The organism is Bradyrhizobium sp. USDA 4503 (genome assembly GCF_054055815.1).
Window position 1 is genome coordinate 2,858,161 of the sequence record NZ_JBSRXS010000001.1, and the last position, 16,360, is coordinate 2,874,520.

A 16,360-nucleotide genomic window follows, 5' to 3' on the forward strand; every position below is an offset into this window, starting at 1 on the left:
TTGAACGGCCCGTTAACACGACCGCTCAAATTGCCCGATGGCCTCAACGGCATTTTCCATTTCTTTCCGCTAGCATTGCCCTGACGAACGCAAGGCCCAATCAGCCTCGTGGAGTGGGGAAACAGGGACGTGGCCGATATTGCTGACCGGGCAATGATCCACCGTGCATCGCGCAAGGATGCCACGGACGATCGCACCTTGCCGCCGCTGTCGGCCGCGCCGCTCAATGCATGGCGCGCGCTTGCCGCGCGCGCGATCGAGGCCAATGGCTACTATCAGCCAGACTGGGAATTGGCGGTCGATGCCTCCGCGCGCGGCCGCACCGGCGCGGCGCTGCTCAGCGCCGCCGGCGATGCCGGGCAACTGATCGGCCTGTTGCCCGTCGTTCCGATGCGGCGGATCTACCGGATTCCCCTGCCCGCTTTGGTCGGTGCCGAACCCTATGGCACGCTGTGCACGCCGCTGCTCGACCGCGACGCCGCCGAGGAAGCGGTGGACAAGATGCTGCGGCAGGCGCGCAATGCGGGCGCGCATGCGCTGATCCTGCGCACCATGTCGCTCGAGGGACCGGCCATGGCGGCGATCCGCGCGGTGCTGGCACGAGACGGGTTGCAGCCGCGCATAGTGAGCGCCTACCAGCGCGCCCAGCTGGATGCGACGCGCGATGCCGACGAATTGTTGCGCGACGCGCTGGGGCCCAAGAAGCTGAAGGAGCTGCGCCGCCAGCATCATCGCCTGTCCGACCACGGCGCGGTGCGCTTGGATGTCGCTCGCACGCCGCGCGAGGTTGCGACGGCGCTCGAGACTTTCCTTGTCCTCGAAGCCGGTGGCTGGAAGGGAAAGCGCGGCACGGCGCTGAGCCAGCATGCCGGCGATGCGGCCTTCATCCGCCGCGCGACGTCGACGATGGCCGAAGCCGGCCGCTGCGAGATCATCACGCTGCATGCGGGCGACACGCCGGTCGCGGGCGGCATCGTGGTGCGTCACCAGGACCGCGCCTTCTTCTTCAAGATCGGCGTCGACGAGCGCTTTGCGAAACATTCGCCCGGCACGCAGTTGACGCTGGAGCTGACGCGCCATCTCTGCGCCGACCCCGCGATCAATTCGGCCGATTCCACCGCGGCACCGGGCCACCCCATGATCGACCCGATCTGGCGCGGCCGCTTCGCGATCGGCGACGTCTTGCTGCCCCTGCGGCGCCGCGATCCGCTGGTGCCGGCCATTCACGCCGCGCTAACCCTGAACAAACTCGCCTACGAAGCGGCGCGCGGCGCCGTCCGCTTCATCCGCAGCCGGCGCGGCAAGCCCGGATAATGCGGTTTACCCTTTCGTAGGCATGCAGACACATCGGGAAACAAGTGACTGCTGCCGTCAGGTTGGTGTCAGCTGGCCCGACTAGCGTTGCGGCGCGCTGGTTCTCAGACGGCGCGCGCCCTTGCTTCGAAAGCCTCATCTGATGGAAACATCGGATGGGGCTTTTTGCCGGCGCTCGCGACATCCTGACGGCGAACGAAAAGGCCGCCTCAACCGGCGGCCTCTCTGTCTCGCGCTCGGCGCATCATTGGGAAACGCGGCGCGACCAGCGCCACCCCTTACTGCAACGGCGAGTGCGGTGCCGGCAGCATGATGGTCGAGTGCATCTCCTCGAGCACCTGCGTGCCCTTGCTCAAAAATTCCAGCCAGGCCGGATCCTTCATCGCGTTGCCGCGTGCGGCGGCGCGGGCGTTGAGATCGGGATAGGCCCAGATGTGGCAGACTTCGTTGGGCTGCCCGGCCTCGGTGGTCCAGAGACCGACGATCTTGGAGTATTTCTCGCGCTCCGGCATCACGCCGGTGATCAGATCGAGCCATTGCTTGGCGCCGCCGACCGGCTTGGCACGATAGTTGCGGAATTCGTAGATGTTGCCTGATGTCGCCGGCGCCACCGGCGGGATGATTGGATTGAGCAGCCGCACCTCCTGCCGCACCAGCAGCGGACGGATCACCGGAATATACTCGCCGGTCCAGCGCGGATTCTTGGCGAGCTCGGCGCGCAGCCGCGTCCGCTCGTTGAGATCGGCGTAGCTCCACATATGCATGACCTGATTGAGCGGACCGATCTCGGTGATCCAGTAGCCTTCCAGCTTGCCGAAATTGTCGGCGCGGATATCGCGCGAGATCGTGCTCGCCGCCTTCACCATCTCGCCGACGGCGCCTGGACGGACCGTATAGGTGCGCAGCTCATAGATCATGGTAGTCTCCCCTGATTGTTTCCGATGGATGATGTGGGCAAACGAAAAAGCCCGGCATGAGCCGGGCTTTCGATAGGGATTGCGGACTACTCCGCAGCCTCTGCGTTGATCTCGGCCGAGACCTGGCGGATGGCGCGGGCGAGCTGCTCGGCCGGCTGGGCGCCGGACACCGCGTATTTCTGCGCGAACACGAAGGTCGGCACGCCGGAAATGCCCTTCTCGGCGGCCTCCTGGGCCTGCGCCGAGACCAGCGCGACATCCTCGTCGGTGGCAAGACGCTTGCCCACGTCGTCAGCATCGAGCCCGACATCGGCCGCAGCCTGTACCAGCACGTTGCTGTCGGTGAGATCGCCGCCGTCGCGGAAATACAGCTCCATCAGCCGTTGCTTCATCTCGGCCGCCTTGCCCCTGGCCTCGGCCCAATGGATCAGGCGATGGCAGTCGATCGTGTTGGGCTGCCGCTTGACGAGCTCGGGATGGTAGGTGAGCCCCTCCTCATTGGCGGCGGCGACCACGCGGCCGGCAATGCCCTTGTAGGCATCGACCGAGCCGAACTTGGCGGTGAGATATTCCTCGCGGCTGATGCCCTCGCGCGGCACCCAGTTGTTGAGGAAGAACGGCCGCCAATGCACCTCGACCGGCACATCGGGCACCAGCTTGAGCGCATCCTCGATCCGATGCTTGCCGATATAGCACCAGGGGCAAACGACATCGGAGACGATGTCGAGACGAAGCGGCTTCAGATCGCTCATGGCGGGGTTCCCGGCGGAAATGGAACCCCAAAGGTAGGCCGAAAGCGTCCCGAGACAAGCCGCTATTTCATACTGGCTGCCATCTGCCGCATCCGCTCGGCGGTCAGCTCATCGGCCGGGAAGAAGGTCTCCAGCGCCAGTTCCTGCAGCGTGATGTCGACCGGCGTGCCGAACACCATGGTGGTCGAGATGAAGCTCAGGATCTCGCCATTGAGGCGGAGTTTGAAGGGAAGCGCGACGTTGTTGTCGGTGGTGATCGGGGCCGACCGCGCCGGGATCGGATAGGACTTGAGGTCCTGATAGAGCTTGAGCAGCTCCGGATCGGCCGTTGCCTCGCATTGCCGATGCAGCCGCTCCAGTAGATGCGCCGCCCATTCCGCGAGGTTCACGGTGCGCGGCGCGAGGCCCTCGGGGTGGAAGGCAAGCCGCAGGATGTTGAAGGGCTGGCCGAGCAGCCGCTGCGGCACGCCCTCGAGCAGCGGCGCCACCATGCGATTGGCGGAGACCAGATTCCAGTGCCGGTCATAGGCCAGCGCCGGATTGGGCTCGTGCGCCTTCAGCACCAGGTTGATGGCCTCGCGCGCCGATTTCAGCGCCGGATCATCCAGCGAGCGTTGCGGGAATGCGGGCGCGAAACCCGCGGCGACCAGCAGCACGTTGCGTTCGCGTAGGGGCACGTCGAGGCGCTCCGCCAGTTTGAGGACCATGTCGCGCGAGGGCGCCGAGCGGCCGGTCTCGACGAAGCTCAAATGCCGCGCCGAGATCTCAGCATCGACGGCAAGGTCGAGCTGGCTGAGATGACGGCGCTGCCGCCACTCGCGCAGGTGCTCGCCGATCGGGACGGGTTTTGCGGGCTCGGCCCGCGCCATGGATGCATGTGCGTTCATGGTGCAAAACCTACCATGCGGAATTCGCCCGTTCCATTACGCCTGAGGTAATCGAATTGGCGCGCCGGCCGGCTCATCTTCCACGGCACAGGAGATGACCATGCTGATGCTGTCCCTTGTCCGCGCCCTCGCCGTCCTGCTGCCGTGGCTGGTCCATCTGGCCACCTGGCTGCCGGCGCGCTCGCTCAACATGCCGCAGCCGCTCGTGCACGCGACCGGCGTGTTCGTGTTCGCGCAGGTCTATGCGGCCGAGATGAGGGTCGGCAAGGCGCTGTGTCCGCTCCGGCTGTGGCGTCAGCTGCAGTCGCTGTTCCGCTGACCACCCCCATCCCAACCAGAGGAGACACTGCCATGATCCATTCGTCCCAGCTGCTGCGCCGCGCCTTGCTCGCCGACGCCGTCTTCAGCGGCGTATCCGCCATAGCCATGGTGCTCGACGCCGGCGCGCTGGCATCACTGCTCGGTCTGCCGGAAGCGCTGCTGCGCGAGACCGGGCTGTTCCTGATCGCTTATACCGCGCTGGTCGGCTGGCTCGGCACGCGCACTTCGGTGCCGAAGCCGCTGGTGATGCTGGTGGTCGTCGGCAACGCGGCCTGGACGCTCGCCAGCATCGCGCTGCTGCTGTCGGGCGCGGTGTCGCCGAACCTCTTCGGGACCCTCGTGATCCTCGCCCAGGCGATCGCCACCGGCGTGTTCGCCGAGCTGCAATATGTCGGGCTGCGCCGCAGCGGCGAGGCGGTCGCGGCGTAATTCGAATGCCGGATGTGACGAGCGGCCGTCGCGGCAAACGCGGCGGCCGTTTCCGTCAGCTCAGCACGACCGCGACGATCATGCCGGCAAACGTCAGCGCCAGGCCGATGATCAGCATCGGCACCAGGCTGCTGCCGGAAAACGGATCGGCCTGATCCTGATGAAACCACGCGCCGTCGATGCCGCGCGCAATCGCCTTCGCCCTGTTCCTCATTGCACTGCTCCTGCTTCGCTTCGCCTGTAACGCTCGCCGACCGCCAGCATCACGCCCTGTCCGCCGGCGACGCCCATCTCGAGGCTCGAGGCGATGCGCCGCGCGCGATCGATGAAATGCGCCGCCGCGTCAGGCGGGCACAGCTCGGCCGCGGTCGCCTCGAAGAGTTCGAGCCAGCGGTCGAAATGCGCGGCGTCGATCGGCAGCGGCATATGCTTGACCATCGGCGTGCCGTGATAGCGCCCGGTCATCAGCGCAACCGAAGACCAGAACGCGCACATCTGCGCCAGATGCGGCTCCCAATTGCTGATCCTGGTCTCGAACACCGGTCCGATCATCGGGTCCTTGCGGACCTTGGCGTAGAAGGCGTGCACCAGCTGCTCGATCATGGCCTCGGTGATCCCGGTCCGCGCGACAATCCCGGAGGTGATCTGCTCGCGGCGCTCTGCTCCTGTCATGGCTTACATCCTAAATAGGTATTTCAAATGCCTATTTAGCTTGCTATAGCTGATCCGCCAAGTGCTGATTTCGAAGGGCTTCCATGCGCCTGACATCGTTCACGGATTTTGCGCTCCGCGCCCTGATGCGGCTGGCCGGCGAGCCGGACCGGTCGTTTGCGACCAGCGAGATCGCGGCCGAGTTCGACATTTCCCGCAATCACCTTGCCAAGGTGGTGCGCGACCTTGCCGACGCCGGCTTCATTGCCACCCAGCGCGGCGCCGGTGGCGGGTTTTCGCTGGCACGGCCGGCGGAGACCATCACCCTCGGCCAGGTTGTCCGTGCGCTGGAAGGCGACAGCGCGCTGGTCGAATGTTTCAGGGATGATGGCGGAGATTGTCTGCTGCTGCCGCGCTGCCGGCTGAAGGCGAAGCTTGCGGCGGCACGCGAGGCCTTCATGCGCGAGCTCGACGGAACGACGCTCGCCGAATGCGCCTACCTGCCGCGTCCCGTCCGCCATCCCGCGAGGGCGTCATGACGACGATCACATTCTCGGACGGCGCGTTCGAGGTCGACGCCAACATCGTCGCCGAAGGCCTCGGCATCGCGGTTCCGCTGCTGCAGGCCGGGATGCGCTCGGGCGCAATCACGACGCGCTCGGAGCGCGGGCTCGACGCCGATCAGGGGCGCCATCGCCTCACATTCTTCTCGGGGAGCAAGCGTTTCCGTCTCGTTATCGACGAGCACGGCACGATCATCCAGCGCTCGACGCTGGATTTCGGCAATTCCCCGTTGCCACGCGCGGCGCACCGGCCGAGCGGCTAGAGAGACCTCGTCCCGGATATCAGGCGTTCAGCGCCCGAGCGGTGCCGCGCTTCGACGAGGCAGCCTTCTTGCCCGCCGTGTTGATCAGGCTATGGCCATTGAGGTGACTGCCGTTCAGCGCCGTGCCGTTGGCGAGCTTGCCGATTGCTTTGGCAGCCTTCTTCGCCTTCCGCTGTCTGGCCCGCTCCTCGGCGAGCTTCTCCGCCTTGCGCTGTGCCTTCCGCTCGGCTCTTTCCTTCAGCCGCACCCGCTCCGCCCTCGCCTCCGCGCGCTTCTTCTTGCGCTTCTTCTCGCAGGCATCGCACTTGCAGCCGATCGGCTTCAGATAGGCTTTGAAATAGTCGGTTCCGTAGTCGTAATTGATTTCGTCGCCCGGCTCGATGTCCTTGATGGCGCGGATGAACACCTTGCGCTTGCGTGGGCGAACGTCGGATTCCGCGTTCGGCCTGCAGGCATGGTTGATGTAGCGGGCGACGTTTTCGCGGATCGAGCCGTCGATGGTCCAGCGGTTGGTGAGCTCGAACAGATATTTGTTCTCGATCGCGTCCTCATCCTTCTTCTTCGAGTCGAGCAACGGCCCGAAATAACGGATGATCTTGGTGCCTTTCTTGATCGGCTTGGTGGCGAAAAGGCCAAGACCGGTACGGGAACGGCCGACGCGATAGGGCTTGTTGGATGATATCGTGGGCATGACGATCGAGGTTACGGCACGCAGGGTGCACGCGACAGAAGTTGCGAAGCCGCCCTTCTAGGACGATTCCGCGCGCCTGTCAGGTGTTTCCCGCGTGTCTATTGAACCTTCCCCAGATTGCATATGTCAGACACAAAGTAACGTCCGGATCGCAGGTTTCCCCCGATGAAATACCTTGCTTTTGCAACAGTCTTTATGGCGGCTGCCAGCGCAAATCCCGGTCATGCCGGCTCCGAGACGATCAGCAGCAGCTACACATCGACCGCGCCGAAGGCCTGCCGCATGATCGGCAAGCCCAGCGAAGAGGACGGCAGCACCACCAGGGTCTGTCCGGGAAAATCCGGGCTTGTGGTGCTGATCAACGAGGGCGACCTGCGTGAAGTGGTCTCGGTGGGCCGAAACCGCGAGGCAGCAGCCAGGGAACCGGCCGCGCAGGCCTGGTTCGGCCCGTTCAGCTCGACCGGCGATAGGGTCGAATGGCGTGCAGTTGGCGCCAGGCCGTTTGCGATCATCCAGCGCTGGCAGATCGCCGACAACAGCGAACAGGACAAGCGCGGCGGCCCGGTCTCGCGGGCAATGCTCGCGGTGACCCGGCTGCCGCCGGGCGATGTCTGTCATGTCGCCTATGTCGACGTCGCGGCCAATTCCAACGCCAACGCGCTGGCGCGGCAGGCCGCCGACGATTTCGCCCGCGATTTCAAATGCGCCACGGATACGGTGAAGACGATCGGACAGAGCGGCCGGACCACATCGCTTGTGAGGCGCTAGTGTGCTGAATGCGAAGTTCGTGCGATTTCGCGGCAACCACTTTCACGAACTTCGCATTCATAAAGCACACTAGAATCATAAGTTTGCTAGTGTCCTTATCGAATCCGAAGTTCGCTCCGAAGGTGCGGCAAATGATGCGAACTTCGGATTCGGGACACTAGCCCAGGGGCAGCACTGGTTATTGCCGCGCCGAGCGGCCCGCGGACAATCGCAGCATCGCGGTCAACAGCATTTCCGCGGATGTGCCCTCGGGCGACCGATCCAAAATCGTCTTGAGGCGTCCGTCGAGCAACAGCATGGTGAAACCATGCACCAGCGACCAGGCCGACGCGATCGCGGCCGCCTGATCCAGCGTAAGCTGCTCCTTGGAAATCTGCTCGTGCCGGCTGGCGCCGACGCCGCGGGTCAGCCCTGCGAACGAAGCCTCGGATGCCTCGTGCAGCGACGGGCGCGAATGATCGAGCCGCTCGCTGCGGAACATCAGCCCGTACATGCCGGGATGTGCCTGCGCATAGGCAACATAAGCCTTGGCGCTCGCCACGCCCTTCTCGGGCGTCGTGGCCGCCGAAGCGTCCGCAGCCGCCATTGCCAGGCCGAATTGCCGGAAACCGATCGCCGCAAGTTCGCTGAGCAAACCGGTGAGATCGCCGAAATGATGCGTCGGGGCGGCGTGCGACACGCCGGCCTCGCGCGCCACCGCACGCAATGTCAGCCCCGCCAATCCATCACGCTCGAGCACGCGCTCGGCGGCCTTCAATAGCGCCTCATGCAGATCGCCATGGTGATACGGCGTGTCATTGGCGCGGCGCCGTTGGGCCGGACGAGCTGCCGCAGTCCGTGCAACCCGGCGGGTCGGAGCCCGTGCCGGGCGAGTCGCCTTGTTTTCTTTGGAGATTCTTGCCATGCGGCCTTATAGGTCGCAATTTTTACACTGTAAAGATTTTGCTTGACGATCAGCGGCGTCATCCCTACTGATATCTTTACGATGTAAAGATCATAATGCAGGGAGATGCGGAATGCTCGACCAGGTCACATCCAACGCGGCGCGCACCAATCTGGCGCCGATCCCATTCGAAGCCGACGCGCCGTTCCTGAAGATCTCGGGCGAATTGCCGCGCGAGCTGAACGGCACGCTCTATCGCAACGGCCCCAATCCGCAGTTCGAGGCGCCGGGTGCGCACTGGTTCGTCGGCGACGGCATGCTGCACGCCTTCCATCTCGAGAACGGCCGCGCCAGCTACCGCAACCGCTGGGTCCGCACGCCGAAATGGCAGGCCGAGCACGACGCCGGTCGCGCGCTGTTCGGCGGCTTCGGCCGCAAGATGCCGGATGCGCCGGTCACGACCACGACCGACGGCGGCGTCGCCAACACCAACATCATCTTCCATGGCGGCCGCCTGCTCGCGCTGGAGGAAGGCCATCTGCCGACCGAGATCGAGCCCGGCACGCTCAATCGCCTCGGCTATTGCGACTACAAGGGCGCGATCACAGGCCCGTTCACCGCGCATCCCAAGATCGATCCGGCGACCGGCGAGATGGTGTTCTTCGGCTACAACGCCGCGGGCCCGCTGACGCCGGCGCTGTCGTTCGGCGCGGTGAGCTCGTCAGGCGTGGTGACGCGGTTCGAACGCTTCGAGGCGCCCTATGCCAGCATGGTGCACGACTTCATCGTCACCGAGAATCATGTGCTGTTTCCGATCCTGCCGATCACCGGCAGCATGCAGCGCGCGATGCGCGGACAGGCGCCGTACGCCTGGGAGCCGGAGAAAGGCGCCTATGTCGGCGTGATGAAGCGCAGTGGCGCATCGAAGGACATCGTCTGGTTCCGCGCCGAGACCTGCTACGTTTTCCACGTGATGAACGCGTGGGAAGACGGCAACCGCATCATCGCCGACGTGATGCAGTTCGAGGAAGCGCCGCTGTTCAGTCATCCCGACGGCTCGCCGACCGATCCGCAGAAGAACCGCGCGCGCTATTGCCGCTGGACCTTCGACCTCTCCGGCAACACCGACCGCTTCACGCAAACCTATCTCGACGACCTCACCGGCGAATTCCCCCGCGTCGACGATCGCCGCGCCGGATTTGCCAGCAATCACGGCTGGTACGCCTGCGCCAACCCCGATCTGCCGATGTTCGGCGCGCTGTCGGGCATCGTGCATGTCGACGGCCGTGGCAAGCGGCTCGGCCACTATCTGCTGCCCGCCGGCGATACGATCTCCGAGCCTGTCTTCGTCGAGCGCAGCGCTGACGCCGCAGAAGGCGACGGCTGGCTGCTTGCGGTGGTCTGGCGCGCCCGCGAAAACCGCAGCGACCTCGCCGTGTTCAACGCTCAAGATGTCGAAGCGGGCCCGACCGCGCTGGTCCATCTCGGCCACCGCGTGCCGGATGGATTCCACGGCAATTGGGTGGGGGCGGAGTAGCCAACGACCACTCCGGACGTCAGTGCGCCAGCCTTTCCACGCGTCATGCCCGGGCTTGTCCCGGGCATCCACGTCTTTGTCGCCGCTGACCGAAAACGAGCGGTCGCCACTTTATACCATTGGCAAATCTTGGATTTTTCTGCCACCTCACGATTTTGACACTGTAAAGATTTCGCTTGACGCCTCCGTTGCCCACCATTAGTTTATCTTTACACTGTAAAGATAAAGCCGATGAGGCTCACCATGACGATCTTCCTGATCCTCGCTCCCTACGGCGCCTTCGCCATGCTGATGCTGGTGACCTCGGCCACGGTGAGCCTGCTCAGTGCCGCCCTGATCTGCCTCGCTGCCATCGCGTTCGATGTCGCGCGCGGCCGCAGCATCAAGATCCTCGGCGTCGGTTCGGTCGTCATCTTCGCCGCGATCGGCTCCTACCTCACCTTCGTCGATGCGACGCTGAGCAACACCGCGGTGAAGATCGCGGTCGATGCCGGCATCCTGCTGGTGTCGCTCGGCTCGATCATGATCGGCCGTCCCTTCACGCGGCAATATGCGCTGGAGCAGGTCGATGCCGAGACCGCGAAGCTGCCCGGCTTCCTCCATGCCAACTACCTGATCACCGGCGCCTGGACCGTCGCGATGCTGCTCATGCTGATCGGCAACGTTGCGGTGCTATACGTGCCGGCGCTGCCGCTGTGGACCGGCCTCTTGATCGCCTTCGCCGCACGCAATGCCGCGGTCGGCTTTACCCACTGGTATCCGCACTATCGCGCGGTCAAGGACGCGACGCCGCCGGCCGGCGCGCTGCCCTCACGCTAGACGCTGCCATCATCACAACCATTATCCCGAGGAAACGGAAACCACGATGAAGAGCGTATTTGCCAGGCTTGCGAGCGACTTCCTCTCCACCATCGTCTTCCTGGTGGTCTATTTCGCCACCGACAATGTCCTGATCGCCACCGGCGTTGCGATCGCGGGCGCGATCGCCCAAGTGGTCTATGCGCGCGTCAAGGGACAGGCGCTCGGCTACATGACCTGGGCGATCCTTGGGCTGGTGATCGTGCTCGGCGGTGCGACGCTTTTCACCAACGATCCGCGCTTCGTGCTGGCGAAGCCCGCGATCGGCCACATCGCGATCGGCGCGATCATGCTCAAGCGCGGCTGGATGCTGCGCTATCTGCCGCCGATCGTGACCGAGACAATTCCGGAATACGCCACCCTCGCCGGCTACGCCTGGGCCGGGCTGATGTTCATTCTCGCCGCCGGCACCATTGCGATCGCGGCGACCGGCGACATGAAGCTGTGGGCGTTCTACGTGTCGGTGGTGCTGGTCGGCGCCAAGATCGCCGCCTTCGCGATCCAGTATGTCACCTTCCGCGTCCTGGTCGGAAGCCGGCTGCGCGCCGCCGCCCGCGCCTGATCGCCGCAGCCGCTAACTAGGCGCGCGCGGCAAGATGGGCTATACCCGCGCACGCGTTTTCTTCGCGCGAACGGTAGCCATCTCGCTTGAAAGCGCCTTACCTGGAGGGGAGACATCAATGGCGGTGGACGGAAACTGGAATCTCACGATGACGACGCCGATGGGCGAGCGCAAGGCGACGCTGTCGCTGGCAAGCTCCGGCGGCACGCTCACCGGCACGCAGGGCGCCGAGGGCAATTCCACCGAAATCTTCGACGGCACCGTGAACGGCGACGACGTCGCCTGGAAGGTTTCCATCACCAATCCGATGCCGCTGACGCTCGAATTCACCGGCAAGGTCTCCGGCGACGGCATCTCCGGCGAGATGGGCATCGGCCCAATGGGCAGCTTCCCTTTCACCGGCACGCGGGCATAACCGCGGCACACGCACACGCATGCGCATCCTGGCATCCGTTGCCATCATGGCGTTATCAGCCGCGACGGCTTCCGCACAGCAGGCAAGCGAAGCCGAACCGGCGTGGCGCGCGAGCGCGGTCGCGCTGGTGCCGACCGGATATGTTGCGGGCACCTCTTCCACCACGGATACCGCCGGTACCACCGGCTACCTCGCGGTCTATGCCGCGAGCGCGGACGACCCGAAGACGCCGGCAAGCGTCTTCGCGCCGCGTCAGATGATGGTCGTGACGCTAAGCAAGGACGGCACGCGCGCGCTGTCGGCTGAACTGAAGCCGCGCGGTCCGAGCGACATCGCTGCCGGACATGCCGACGGGGCGGACAATGATTTTGCCGCGCGCCAGGCCGAACTTGACGCGAAGCGAAACGCACTGCCCGCTGGCACCGAGCCATGCGACCTCGGCGCCTGGTCGGAAGACAAGGACGTCGCAGGCCTCAACGTGCGCGCGGAGCCGTCAGTGAAGGCACGCGTGCTCGGCAAGCTGCCGCCGCCTTACCATCTCAAGATGGGCGGGGCCGAGAACACGCCGGAGGGCGGCTGGCTCACCGAGTTTCGTATCATCGGGTTCAAGGACGGCTGGTTTCTGATCGAAGGCGCGATGCCGCCGGGCAAGGCCTATGAAGATGACAAGCGCTATCCGCGCAACGCGCCAAAGCCTTATGCCGGGCGCGGATGGGTTGCCGCCAACAAGGTCGGCGCGAGCTACGCCAACGGCTACACCCGCATGGGCGGGCTGTTCCAGGCCCCCTTCGTCGACGCCAGGTGGACGCCGGCGCTGCGCAAGCTCGGCGGTGAGTTCGATACCGACGATGGTCCGAAACGCATCCTCGCCTGCAGCGGGCACTGGGCGCTGGTGGAGAGCCATGACGGCGTGCGCGGCTGGTGGCGCAGCCTGTGCTCCAACCAGGTGACGAACTGCAGCTAGAACCAGATCTGCATCGGCAGATCGTACGCGTCTCGCGGCGGCGCTTCGGGAACGCTTCCGCATGGTTCGCGCGCAGCCAGCGCCACTGCACACGCATCCAGCACATCGTCGCGCTTCGCGCCGGTGCCGGTCCGAACTTCCGTCAGCCAGCGATCGATCTCGCGGAAGCCTGATCGCTTCAGCAGCCTGCGTCGGAGCGCATCGCCCTCCTCCGACTTCTTGCGCGGCAGAGACGCATCGCCGTTCAGCCGCAGGAACACCAGTTCGGGATGCACCTCGCGGATATCGCGCGTGGCGTTCGCGCGCACGAACGCATCGACCTCCATGATCTTCGGCCCAATGTGCCAGAGCTGGCGCGACACGCGGGTCTGGCCGCGGCGCCGCGCTTCCTCGTTCGCCGCATCCGGATCATCAAACTCCTGCCACAGCCAGCGCCGCGCGCCGGTGAAGACGCGCGAGATGTGCGGGCGCAATCTTACGCGCGCGAGAAGGTCGCAATCGCGCTCGCCGTTATCGGTCAGACCGATCGGGATATCGATCCCGGCCCGATCGAACGAACGCGAAAGCGCGTCCGCGATGTCGCTGTGAAAGAAAATCGTACGCCGGTCGCCGTCGATGGTGACGGCGACCCAGCCCTTGGAGAACCCGTCGAGGCCGACCGCAATCAACCCCGATCCTCAACCGAGATTCAGTTCCTTGAAGAAGTCGTTGCCCTTGTCGTCGATGATGATGAAGGCCGGGAAGTCGACCACTTCGATGCGCCAGATCGCTTCCATGCCGAGCTCGGGATACTCGACCACCTCGACCTTCTTGATGCAGTGCTCGGCGAGGTTCGCCGCGGCGCCGCCGATCGAGCCGAGGTAGAAGCCGCCATGCTTCTTGCAAGCCTCGCGCACAGCGACCGCGCGGTTGCCCTTGGCAACCATCACCATCGAGCCGCCGGCCGCCTGGAACTGGTCGACGAAGGAGTCCATGCGTCCCGCCGTGGTCGGGCCGAATGCACCGGAGGCGTAGCCATCGGGCGTCTTGGCGGGACCGGCGTAATAGACCGGATGGTTCCTGAAATAATCCGGCAACGGCTCGCCCTTCTCCAGCCGCTCGCGCAGCTTGGCGTGCGCCGAGTCGCGCGCCACGATCATGGTGCCGGTCATCGAGACGCGGGTCTTGATCGGATATTGTGACAGCGACGCCAGGATCTCCTTCATCGGCTTGTTGAGGTCGATCTTGACGACCTCACCGCCGAGCGACTGCTCCACCGCAGGCAGATACTGCGCCGGGTTGTGCTCGAGCTCCTCGAGATAGACGCCGTCCCTGGTGATCTTGCCGAGCACCTGGCGGTCCGCCGAACAGGAGACGCCGAGCCCAATCGGCAGCGAGGCGCCGTGGCGCGGCATCCGGATCACGCGCACATCGTGGCAGAAATACTTGCCGCCGAACTGCGCGCCGACGCCGAGCGACTGCGTCATCTTGAGGATTTCCTGCTCCATCTCGAGATCGCGGAACGCATTGCCGTCGGCCGAGCCGTGGGTCGGCAGCGCGTCGAGATAGCGGGCCGAGGCAAGCTTCACGGTCTTCATGCAGAGCTCGGCCGAGGTGCCGCCGATCACGATCGCAAGGTGGTACGGGGGACACGCCGCGGTGCCGAGCGTCAGCACCTTCTCCTTCAGGAAGGCCAGCAGCCGGTCCTTGGTCAGCACCGAGGGCGTCGCCTGGAACAGGAAGCTCTTGTTGGCGCTTCCGCCGCCCTTGGCCATGAACATGAACTTGTAGGCATCATCGCCCTCGGCGTAAATCTCGCACTGCGCCGGCATATTGTTGGCGGTGTTCTTCTCCTCATACATCGACAAGGGAGCTACCTGCGAGTAGCGCAGATTGCGGCGCAGGTAGGCATCGCGCGCGCCTTCGGACAGCGCGGCCTCGTCGTCACCGTCGGTGATGACGTTGCATCCCTTCTTGCCCATGATGATCGCGGTGCCGGTGTCCTGGCACATCGGCAGCACGCCGCCGGCCGCGATGTTGGCATTCTTCAGGAAGTCGAAGGCGACGAACTTGTCGTTGTCGCTGGCTTCCTTGTCCTCGAGGATCGAACGAAGCTGCTTCAGATGGCCCGGCCGCAGATAGTGGTTGATGTCGCCGAAGGCGGCCTCGGAAAGCGCGCGCAGCGCATCCCGCGACACCACGAGCATGTCCTTGCCCAACACCTTCTCGACCCGGACGCCCTCGCTCGTGACCTTCTTGTAGGGCGTGGTGTCGGCACCAAGCGGGAACAGAGGCGTGTGCTTGTAGGGCGGAACGGGCTTCTGCTGGTCGGGAAAGGCTGAGGGGGCGTTCATGAGCTGCTCGTCGGTTTCGAAAGGCCGGTGCCGGCCGCGGGGCCGCCGGCAATGTAGAGCCGTTCTAAGCCTTTTTCCGACAAAGGAAAGGGAAGCGGGCCGCCTTCCAGCCATGCGCGGGACCGGCAATCCACGTGCTATGTTTCATGCCATCGTAATCCCAAGTTGCCACAACGCCGGCAAGCCGCGGAACGGCCAAGGAAACCATCAGGAAGCCATCAGGAGACCTTCATGAAGACAGCGCTTTTCGTCTGGTTCGCGGCGCTGGCCTTGTTGATCGCGATCCCGACCGGCGCCGATGCCGCCCGCCTCGGCAGGCCCTGCGGCGGCCTTGCCGGACTGCAATGCGGCAGTCGCGGCCAGTTCTGCCAGTTCAAGCCCGGGACCTGCGGCCGCTTCGACCAGACCGGCACCTGCGCGTTCCGCCCGACGATCTGCAACAAGATCTTCAAGCCCGTATGCGGCTGCGACGGCAAGACCTATGGCAATGATTGCGAGCGCCGGGCCGCCGGGGCTTCCAAAGCGCAGGACGGCAGGTGCGCGTCCTGACGTGGCCATATTGACGCGCTCCGCGGGAGCCTGCATGTAGCTTCGCGTACTTTCATACCGCGGGGGGTATTTCGTGACAGCATCGTTGCGCCGACGCTTGCCTTTGAGCATCCGCTCCACTCTGCCGGCCGCGCTGATCGCGCTGGCGACGGTTTTCGTCGCAGCGCCTGCGCATGCCGATCCCTGCGTGGACATCGCCAAGCAGCTCGCCGGCCAGATCGACGGACTGAAGGTCAATTTCAGCGCCGCCAACATCACCTACCTCACGCATCCGGCGGCAAAGGAATTGTCGCTCGGCTGCCGCGGCAAGGATTATTCGATCGAGCTCTACGCCAAGACCGATCGCAAGATGAAGCCGGAGTTCTTCAACCTGGTCGGCTCCGCCACCGCGCTGATCTTCACCGTGCCGAAGGACGACGCCGTCACCGGCACCTCGCGCTGCCTGAAGCGCATGGGCATCTTGCGCGGCAACACCATCACGATGCGCTATCGCCGCCTCAACCTCGAATGCACCCGCAACAAGACCGACGCCTCGATCACGGTTCGCCGCGGCAACAACGAGTGATCAGCCTTCGCTGGTGATGCGCGCGATGGCGTCGAGCACCCGGCCCCATCCCGGGCTCATCATGTCGAAGGCGAAGCGGTTGCCCGGCAGCACGAAGCCGTCATGCACCATCCGCAGATGGGTGCCGCCCTCGACCGG

Annotated in this window: 23 protein-coding genes; 13 read left to right on the top strand and 10 right to left on the bottom strand. The window is 64.9% G+C overall.

Features of this window, described 5'->3' with window-relative positions; all coding sequences use genetic code 11:
* Positions 1-129 precede the first annotated feature (129 nt).
* Positions 130-1,314, top strand: coding sequence for a GNAT family N-acetyltransferase (locus ACVMIH_RS14010; RefSeq protein WP_456862232.1), 1,185 nt, complete (start codon positions 130-132; stop codon positions 1,312-1,314).
* Positions 1,315-1,592: 278 nt separating this feature from the next.
* Here ACVMIH_RS14010 and ACVMIH_RS14015 read toward each other — a convergent pair whose 3' ends face one another.
* From ACVMIH_RS14015 to ACVMIH_RS14025, 3 genes are all read right to left on the bottom strand, one after another.
* Complete coding sequence (locus tag ACVMIH_RS14015) at positions 1,593-2,231, bottom strand: NIPSNAP family protein (RefSeq protein WP_057018355.1); 639 nt, start codon at positions 2,229-2,231, stop codon at positions 1,593-1,595.
* 86 nt (positions 2,232-2,317) lie between these two features.
* Complete coding sequence (locus ACVMIH_RS14020; RefSeq protein WP_057018354.1) at positions 2,318-2,983, bottom strand: DsbA family oxidoreductase; 666 nt, start codon at positions 2,981-2,983, stop codon at positions 2,318-2,320.
* 62 nt (positions 2,984-3,045) lie between these two features.
* Positions 3,046-3,870: a helix-turn-helix domain-containing protein gene (locus ACVMIH_RS14025; protein WP_038385984.1), complete on the bottom strand. Its 825-nt coding sequence runs from the start codon at positions 3,868-3,870 to the stop codon at positions 3,046-3,048.
* A gap of 94 nt (positions 3,871-3,964) precedes the next feature.
* On the opposite strand from ACVMIH_RS14025, the gene ACVMIH_RS14030 reads away from it, so the two are divergent.
* Both ACVMIH_RS14030 and ACVMIH_RS14035 read left to right on the top strand, forming a co-directional pair.
* Entirely contained in the window at positions 3,965-4,189 is a 225-nt protein-coding gene (locus ACVMIH_RS14030) for a hypothetical protein (RefSeq protein WP_456862235.1), read from the top strand.
* Positions 4,190-4,221: 32 nt separating this feature from the next.
* A complete protein-coding gene (locus ACVMIH_RS14035; RefSeq protein WP_253623708.1) occupies positions 4,222-4,620 on the top strand; it encodes a hypothetical protein in 399 nt (132 codons plus the stop codon).
* A gap of 55 nt (positions 4,621-4,675) precedes the next feature.
* On the opposite strand, the gene ACVMIH_RS14040 is transcribed toward ACVMIH_RS14035, so the two are convergent.
* Positions 4,676-4,834 carry a hypothetical protein gene (locus tag ACVMIH_RS14040; RefSeq protein ID WP_199805292.1) on the bottom strand — a complete coding sequence of 53 codons (159 nt, stop codon included), beginning with the start codon at positions 4,832-4,834 and terminating at the stop codon, positions 4,676-4,678.
* Positions 4,831-5,292: a group III truncated hemoglobin gene (locus tag ACVMIH_RS14045; RefSeq protein ID WP_456862237.1), complete on the bottom strand. Its 462-nt coding sequence runs from the start codon at positions 5,290-5,292 to the stop codon at positions 4,831-4,833. The genes ACVMIH_RS14040 and ACVMIH_RS14045 overlap by 4 nt, the downstream gene beginning before the upstream one ends.
* An 83-nt stretch (positions 5,293-5,375) precedes the next feature.
* Between ACVMIH_RS14045 and ACVMIH_RS14050 the strand changes: the two genes are divergently transcribed.
* Together ACVMIH_RS14050 and ACVMIH_RS14055 are read left to right on the top strand one after the other, a co-directional pair.
* Positions 5,376-5,810, top strand: coding sequence for an RrF2 family transcriptional regulator (locus tag ACVMIH_RS14050; RefSeq protein ID WP_057018350.1), 435 nt, complete (start codon positions 5,376-5,378; stop codon positions 5,808-5,810).
* The gene (locus ACVMIH_RS14055; protein WP_057018349.1) at positions 5,807-6,097 is read left to right on the top strand and encodes a DUF6522 family protein; all 291 of its coding nucleotides are present in this window, start codon (positions 5,807-5,809) and stop codon (positions 6,095-6,097) included. The genes ACVMIH_RS14050 and ACVMIH_RS14055 overlap by 4 nt, the downstream gene beginning before the upstream one ends.
* Positions 6,098-6,116: 19 nt before the next feature.
* Here ACVMIH_RS14055 and ACVMIH_RS14060 read toward each other — a convergent pair whose 3' ends face one another.
* Positions 6,117-6,788 (bottom strand): SET domain-containing protein, encoded by a 672-nt coding sequence (locus tag ACVMIH_RS14060; RefSeq protein ID WP_057018454.1) that lies wholly within the window; start codon positions 6,786-6,788, stop codon positions 6,117-6,119.
* Positions 6,789-6,983: 195 nt separating this feature from the next.
* Here ACVMIH_RS14060 and ACVMIH_RS14065 point away from each other — a divergent pair, with 195 nt between their 5' ends.
* Positions 6,984-7,556 carry a hypothetical protein gene (locus tag ACVMIH_RS14065; RefSeq protein WP_229190930.1) on the top strand — a complete coding sequence of 191 codons (573 nt, stop codon included), beginning with the start codon at positions 6,984-6,986 and terminating at the stop codon, positions 7,554-7,556.
* Between the two features lie 178 nt (positions 7,557-7,734).
* Here ACVMIH_RS14065 and ACVMIH_RS14070 read toward each other — a convergent pair whose 3' ends face one another.
* Positions 7,735-8,460, bottom strand: a complete 726-nt coding sequence (locus ACVMIH_RS14070; protein WP_225164241.1) for a TetR/AcrR family transcriptional regulator — start codon at positions 8,458-8,460, stop codon at positions 7,735-7,737.
* A gap of 112 nt (positions 8,461-8,572) precedes the next feature.
* On the opposite strand from ACVMIH_RS14070, the gene ACVMIH_RS14075 reads away from it, so the two are divergent.
* The 5 genes from ACVMIH_RS14075 (at position 8,573) to ACVMIH_RS14095 (ending at position 12,775) form a co-directional block, all read left to right on the top strand.
* Positions 8,573-9,976, top strand: coding sequence for a carotenoid oxygenase family protein (locus ACVMIH_RS14075; protein WP_456862239.1), 1,404 nt, complete (start codon positions 8,573-8,575; stop codon positions 9,974-9,976).
* 243 nt (positions 9,977-10,219) lie between these two features.
* A complete protein-coding gene (locus tag ACVMIH_RS14080) occupies positions 10,220-10,795 on the top strand; it encodes a hypothetical protein (RefSeq protein WP_176936999.1) in 576 nt (191 codons plus the stop codon).
* A 46-nt stretch (positions 10,796-10,841) separates the two neighbouring features.
* Positions 10,842-11,396 (top strand): inner membrane-spanning protein YciB, encoded by a 555-nt coding sequence (locus ACVMIH_RS14085; protein ID WP_456862241.1) that lies wholly within the window; start codon positions 10,842-10,844, stop codon positions 11,394-11,396.
* Between the two features lie 118 nt (positions 11,397-11,514).
* Positions 11,515-11,811: a hypothetical protein gene (locus ACVMIH_RS14090; RefSeq protein WP_028337138.1), complete on the top strand. Its 297-nt coding sequence runs from the start codon at positions 11,515-11,517 to the stop codon at positions 11,809-11,811.
* 19 nt (positions 11,812-11,830) lie between these two features.
* The gene (locus ACVMIH_RS14095) at positions 11,831-12,775 is read left to right on the top strand and encodes an SH3 domain-containing protein (RefSeq protein WP_456862243.1); all 945 of its coding nucleotides are present in this window, start codon (positions 11,831-11,833) and stop codon (positions 12,773-12,775) included.
* Here ACVMIH_RS14095 and ACVMIH_RS14100 read toward each other — a convergent pair.
* On the bottom strand, positions 12,772-13,443 hold the full coding sequence (locus tag ACVMIH_RS14100) for a DUF429 domain-containing protein (protein ID WP_456862245.1): 672 nt from the start codon (positions 13,441-13,443) through the stop codon (positions 12,772-12,774). The two genes, ACVMIH_RS14095 and ACVMIH_RS14100, sit on opposite strands and share 4 nt — an antisense overlap.
* A 9-nt stretch (positions 13,444-13,452) precedes the next feature.
* A complete protein-coding gene (locus ACVMIH_RS14105; RefSeq protein WP_057018343.1) occupies positions 13,453-15,108 on the bottom strand; it encodes a fumarate hydratase in 1,656 nt (551 codons plus the stop codon).
* Positions 15,109-15,339: 231 nt separating this feature from the next.
* Between ACVMIH_RS14105 and ACVMIH_RS14110 the strand changes: the two genes are divergently transcribed.
* The gene (locus tag ACVMIH_RS14110) at positions 15,340-15,657 is read left to right on the top strand and encodes a Kazal-type serine protease inhibitor family protein (RefSeq protein WP_057018342.1); all 318 of its coding nucleotides are present in this window, start codon (positions 15,340-15,342) and stop codon (positions 15,655-15,657) included.
* Between the two features lie 103 nt (positions 15,658-15,760).
* Positions 15,761-16,222, top strand: coding sequence for a hypothetical protein (locus tag ACVMIH_RS14115; RefSeq protein ID WP_016844779.1), 462 nt, complete (start codon positions 15,761-15,763; stop codon positions 16,220-16,222).
* On the opposite strand, the gene ACVMIH_RS14120 is transcribed toward ACVMIH_RS14115, so the two are convergent.
* A complete protein-coding gene (locus ACVMIH_RS14120) occupies positions 16,223-16,333 on the bottom strand; it encodes a hypothetical protein (RefSeq protein ID WP_456862247.1) in 111 nt (36 codons plus the stop codon).
* Positions 16,334-16,360 lie beyond the last annotated feature (27 nt).

What these genes read in the sequence shown, in the direction of transcription:
- ACVMIH_RS14015 (WP_057018355.1), bottom strand. Translation starts at nt 2,231, where the DNA reads ATGATCTATGAGCTGCGCACCTATACGGTCCGTCCAGGCGCCGTCGGC.
- ACVMIH_RS14020 (WP_057018354.1), bottom strand. Translation starts at nt 2,983, where the DNA reads ATGAGCGATCTGAAGCCGCTTCGTCTCGACATCGTCTCCGATGTCGTT.
- ACVMIH_RS14025 (WP_038385984.1), bottom strand. Translation starts at nt 3,870, where the DNA reads ATGAACGCACATGCATCCATGGCGCGGGCCGAGCCCGCAAAACCCGTC.
- ACVMIH_RS14030 (WP_456862235.1), top strand. Translation starts at nt 3,965, where the DNA reads ATGACCATGCTGATGCTGTCCCTTGTCCGCGCCCTCGCCGTCCTGCTG.
- ACVMIH_RS14035 (WP_253623708.1), top strand. Translation starts at nt 4,222, where the DNA reads ATGATCCATTCGTCCCAGCTGCTGCGCCGCGCCTTGCTCGCCGACGCC.
- ACVMIH_RS14040 (WP_199805292.1), bottom strand. Translation starts at nt 4,834, where the DNA reads ATGAGGAACAGGGCGAAGGCGATTGCGCGCGGCATCGACGGCGCGTGG.
- ACVMIH_RS14045 (WP_456862237.1), bottom strand. Translation starts at nt 5,292, where the DNA reads ATGACAGGAGCAGAGCGCCGCGAGCAGATCACCTCCGGGATTGTCGCG.
- ACVMIH_RS14050 (WP_057018350.1), top strand. Translation starts at nt 5,376, where the DNA reads ATGCGCCTGACATCGTTCACGGATTTTGCGCTCCGCGCCCTGATGCGG.
- ACVMIH_RS14055 (WP_057018349.1), top strand. Translation starts at nt 5,807, where the DNA reads ATGACGACGATCACATTCTCGGACGGCGCGTTCGAGGTCGACGCCAAC.
- ACVMIH_RS14060 (WP_057018454.1), bottom strand. Translation starts at nt 6,788, where the DNA reads ATGCCCACGATATCATCCAACAAGCCCTATCGCGTCGGCCGTTCCCGT.
- ACVMIH_RS14065 (WP_229190930.1), top strand. Translation starts at nt 6,984, where the DNA reads ATGGCGGCTGCCAGCGCAAATCCCGGTCATGCCGGCTCCGAGACGATC.
- ACVMIH_RS14070 (WP_225164241.1), bottom strand. Translation starts at nt 8,460, where the DNA reads ATGGCAAGAATCTCCAAAGAAAACAAGGCGACTCGCCCGGCACGGGCT.
- ACVMIH_RS14075 (WP_456862239.1), top strand. Translation starts at nt 8,573, where the DNA reads ATGCTCGACCAGGTCACATCCAACGCGGCGCGCACCAATCTGGCGCCG.
- ACVMIH_RS14080 (WP_176936999.1), top strand. Translation starts at nt 10,220, where the DNA reads ATGACGATCTTCCTGATCCTCGCTCCCTACGGCGCCTTCGCCATGCTG.
- ACVMIH_RS14085 (WP_456862241.1), top strand. Translation starts at nt 10,842, where the DNA reads ATGAAGAGCGTATTTGCCAGGCTTGCGAGCGACTTCCTCTCCACCATC.
- ACVMIH_RS14090 (WP_028337138.1), top strand. Translation starts at nt 11,515, where the DNA reads ATGGCGGTGGACGGAAACTGGAATCTCACGATGACGACGCCGATGGGC.
- ACVMIH_RS14095 (WP_456862243.1), top strand. Translation starts at nt 11,831, where the DNA reads ATGCGCATCCTGGCATCCGTTGCCATCATGGCGTTATCAGCCGCGACG.
- ACVMIH_RS14105 (WP_057018343.1), bottom strand. Translation starts at nt 15,108, where the DNA reads ATGAACGCCCCCTCAGCCTTTCCCGACCAGCAGAAGCCCGTTCCGCCC.
- ACVMIH_RS14110 (WP_057018342.1), top strand. Translation starts at nt 15,340, where the DNA reads ATGAAGACAGCGCTTTTCGTCTGGTTCGCGGCGCTGGCCTTGTTGATC.
- ACVMIH_RS14120 (WP_456862247.1), bottom strand. Translation starts at nt 16,333, where the DNA reads ATGGTGCATGACGGCTTCGTGCTGCCGGGCAACCGCTTCGCCTTCGAC.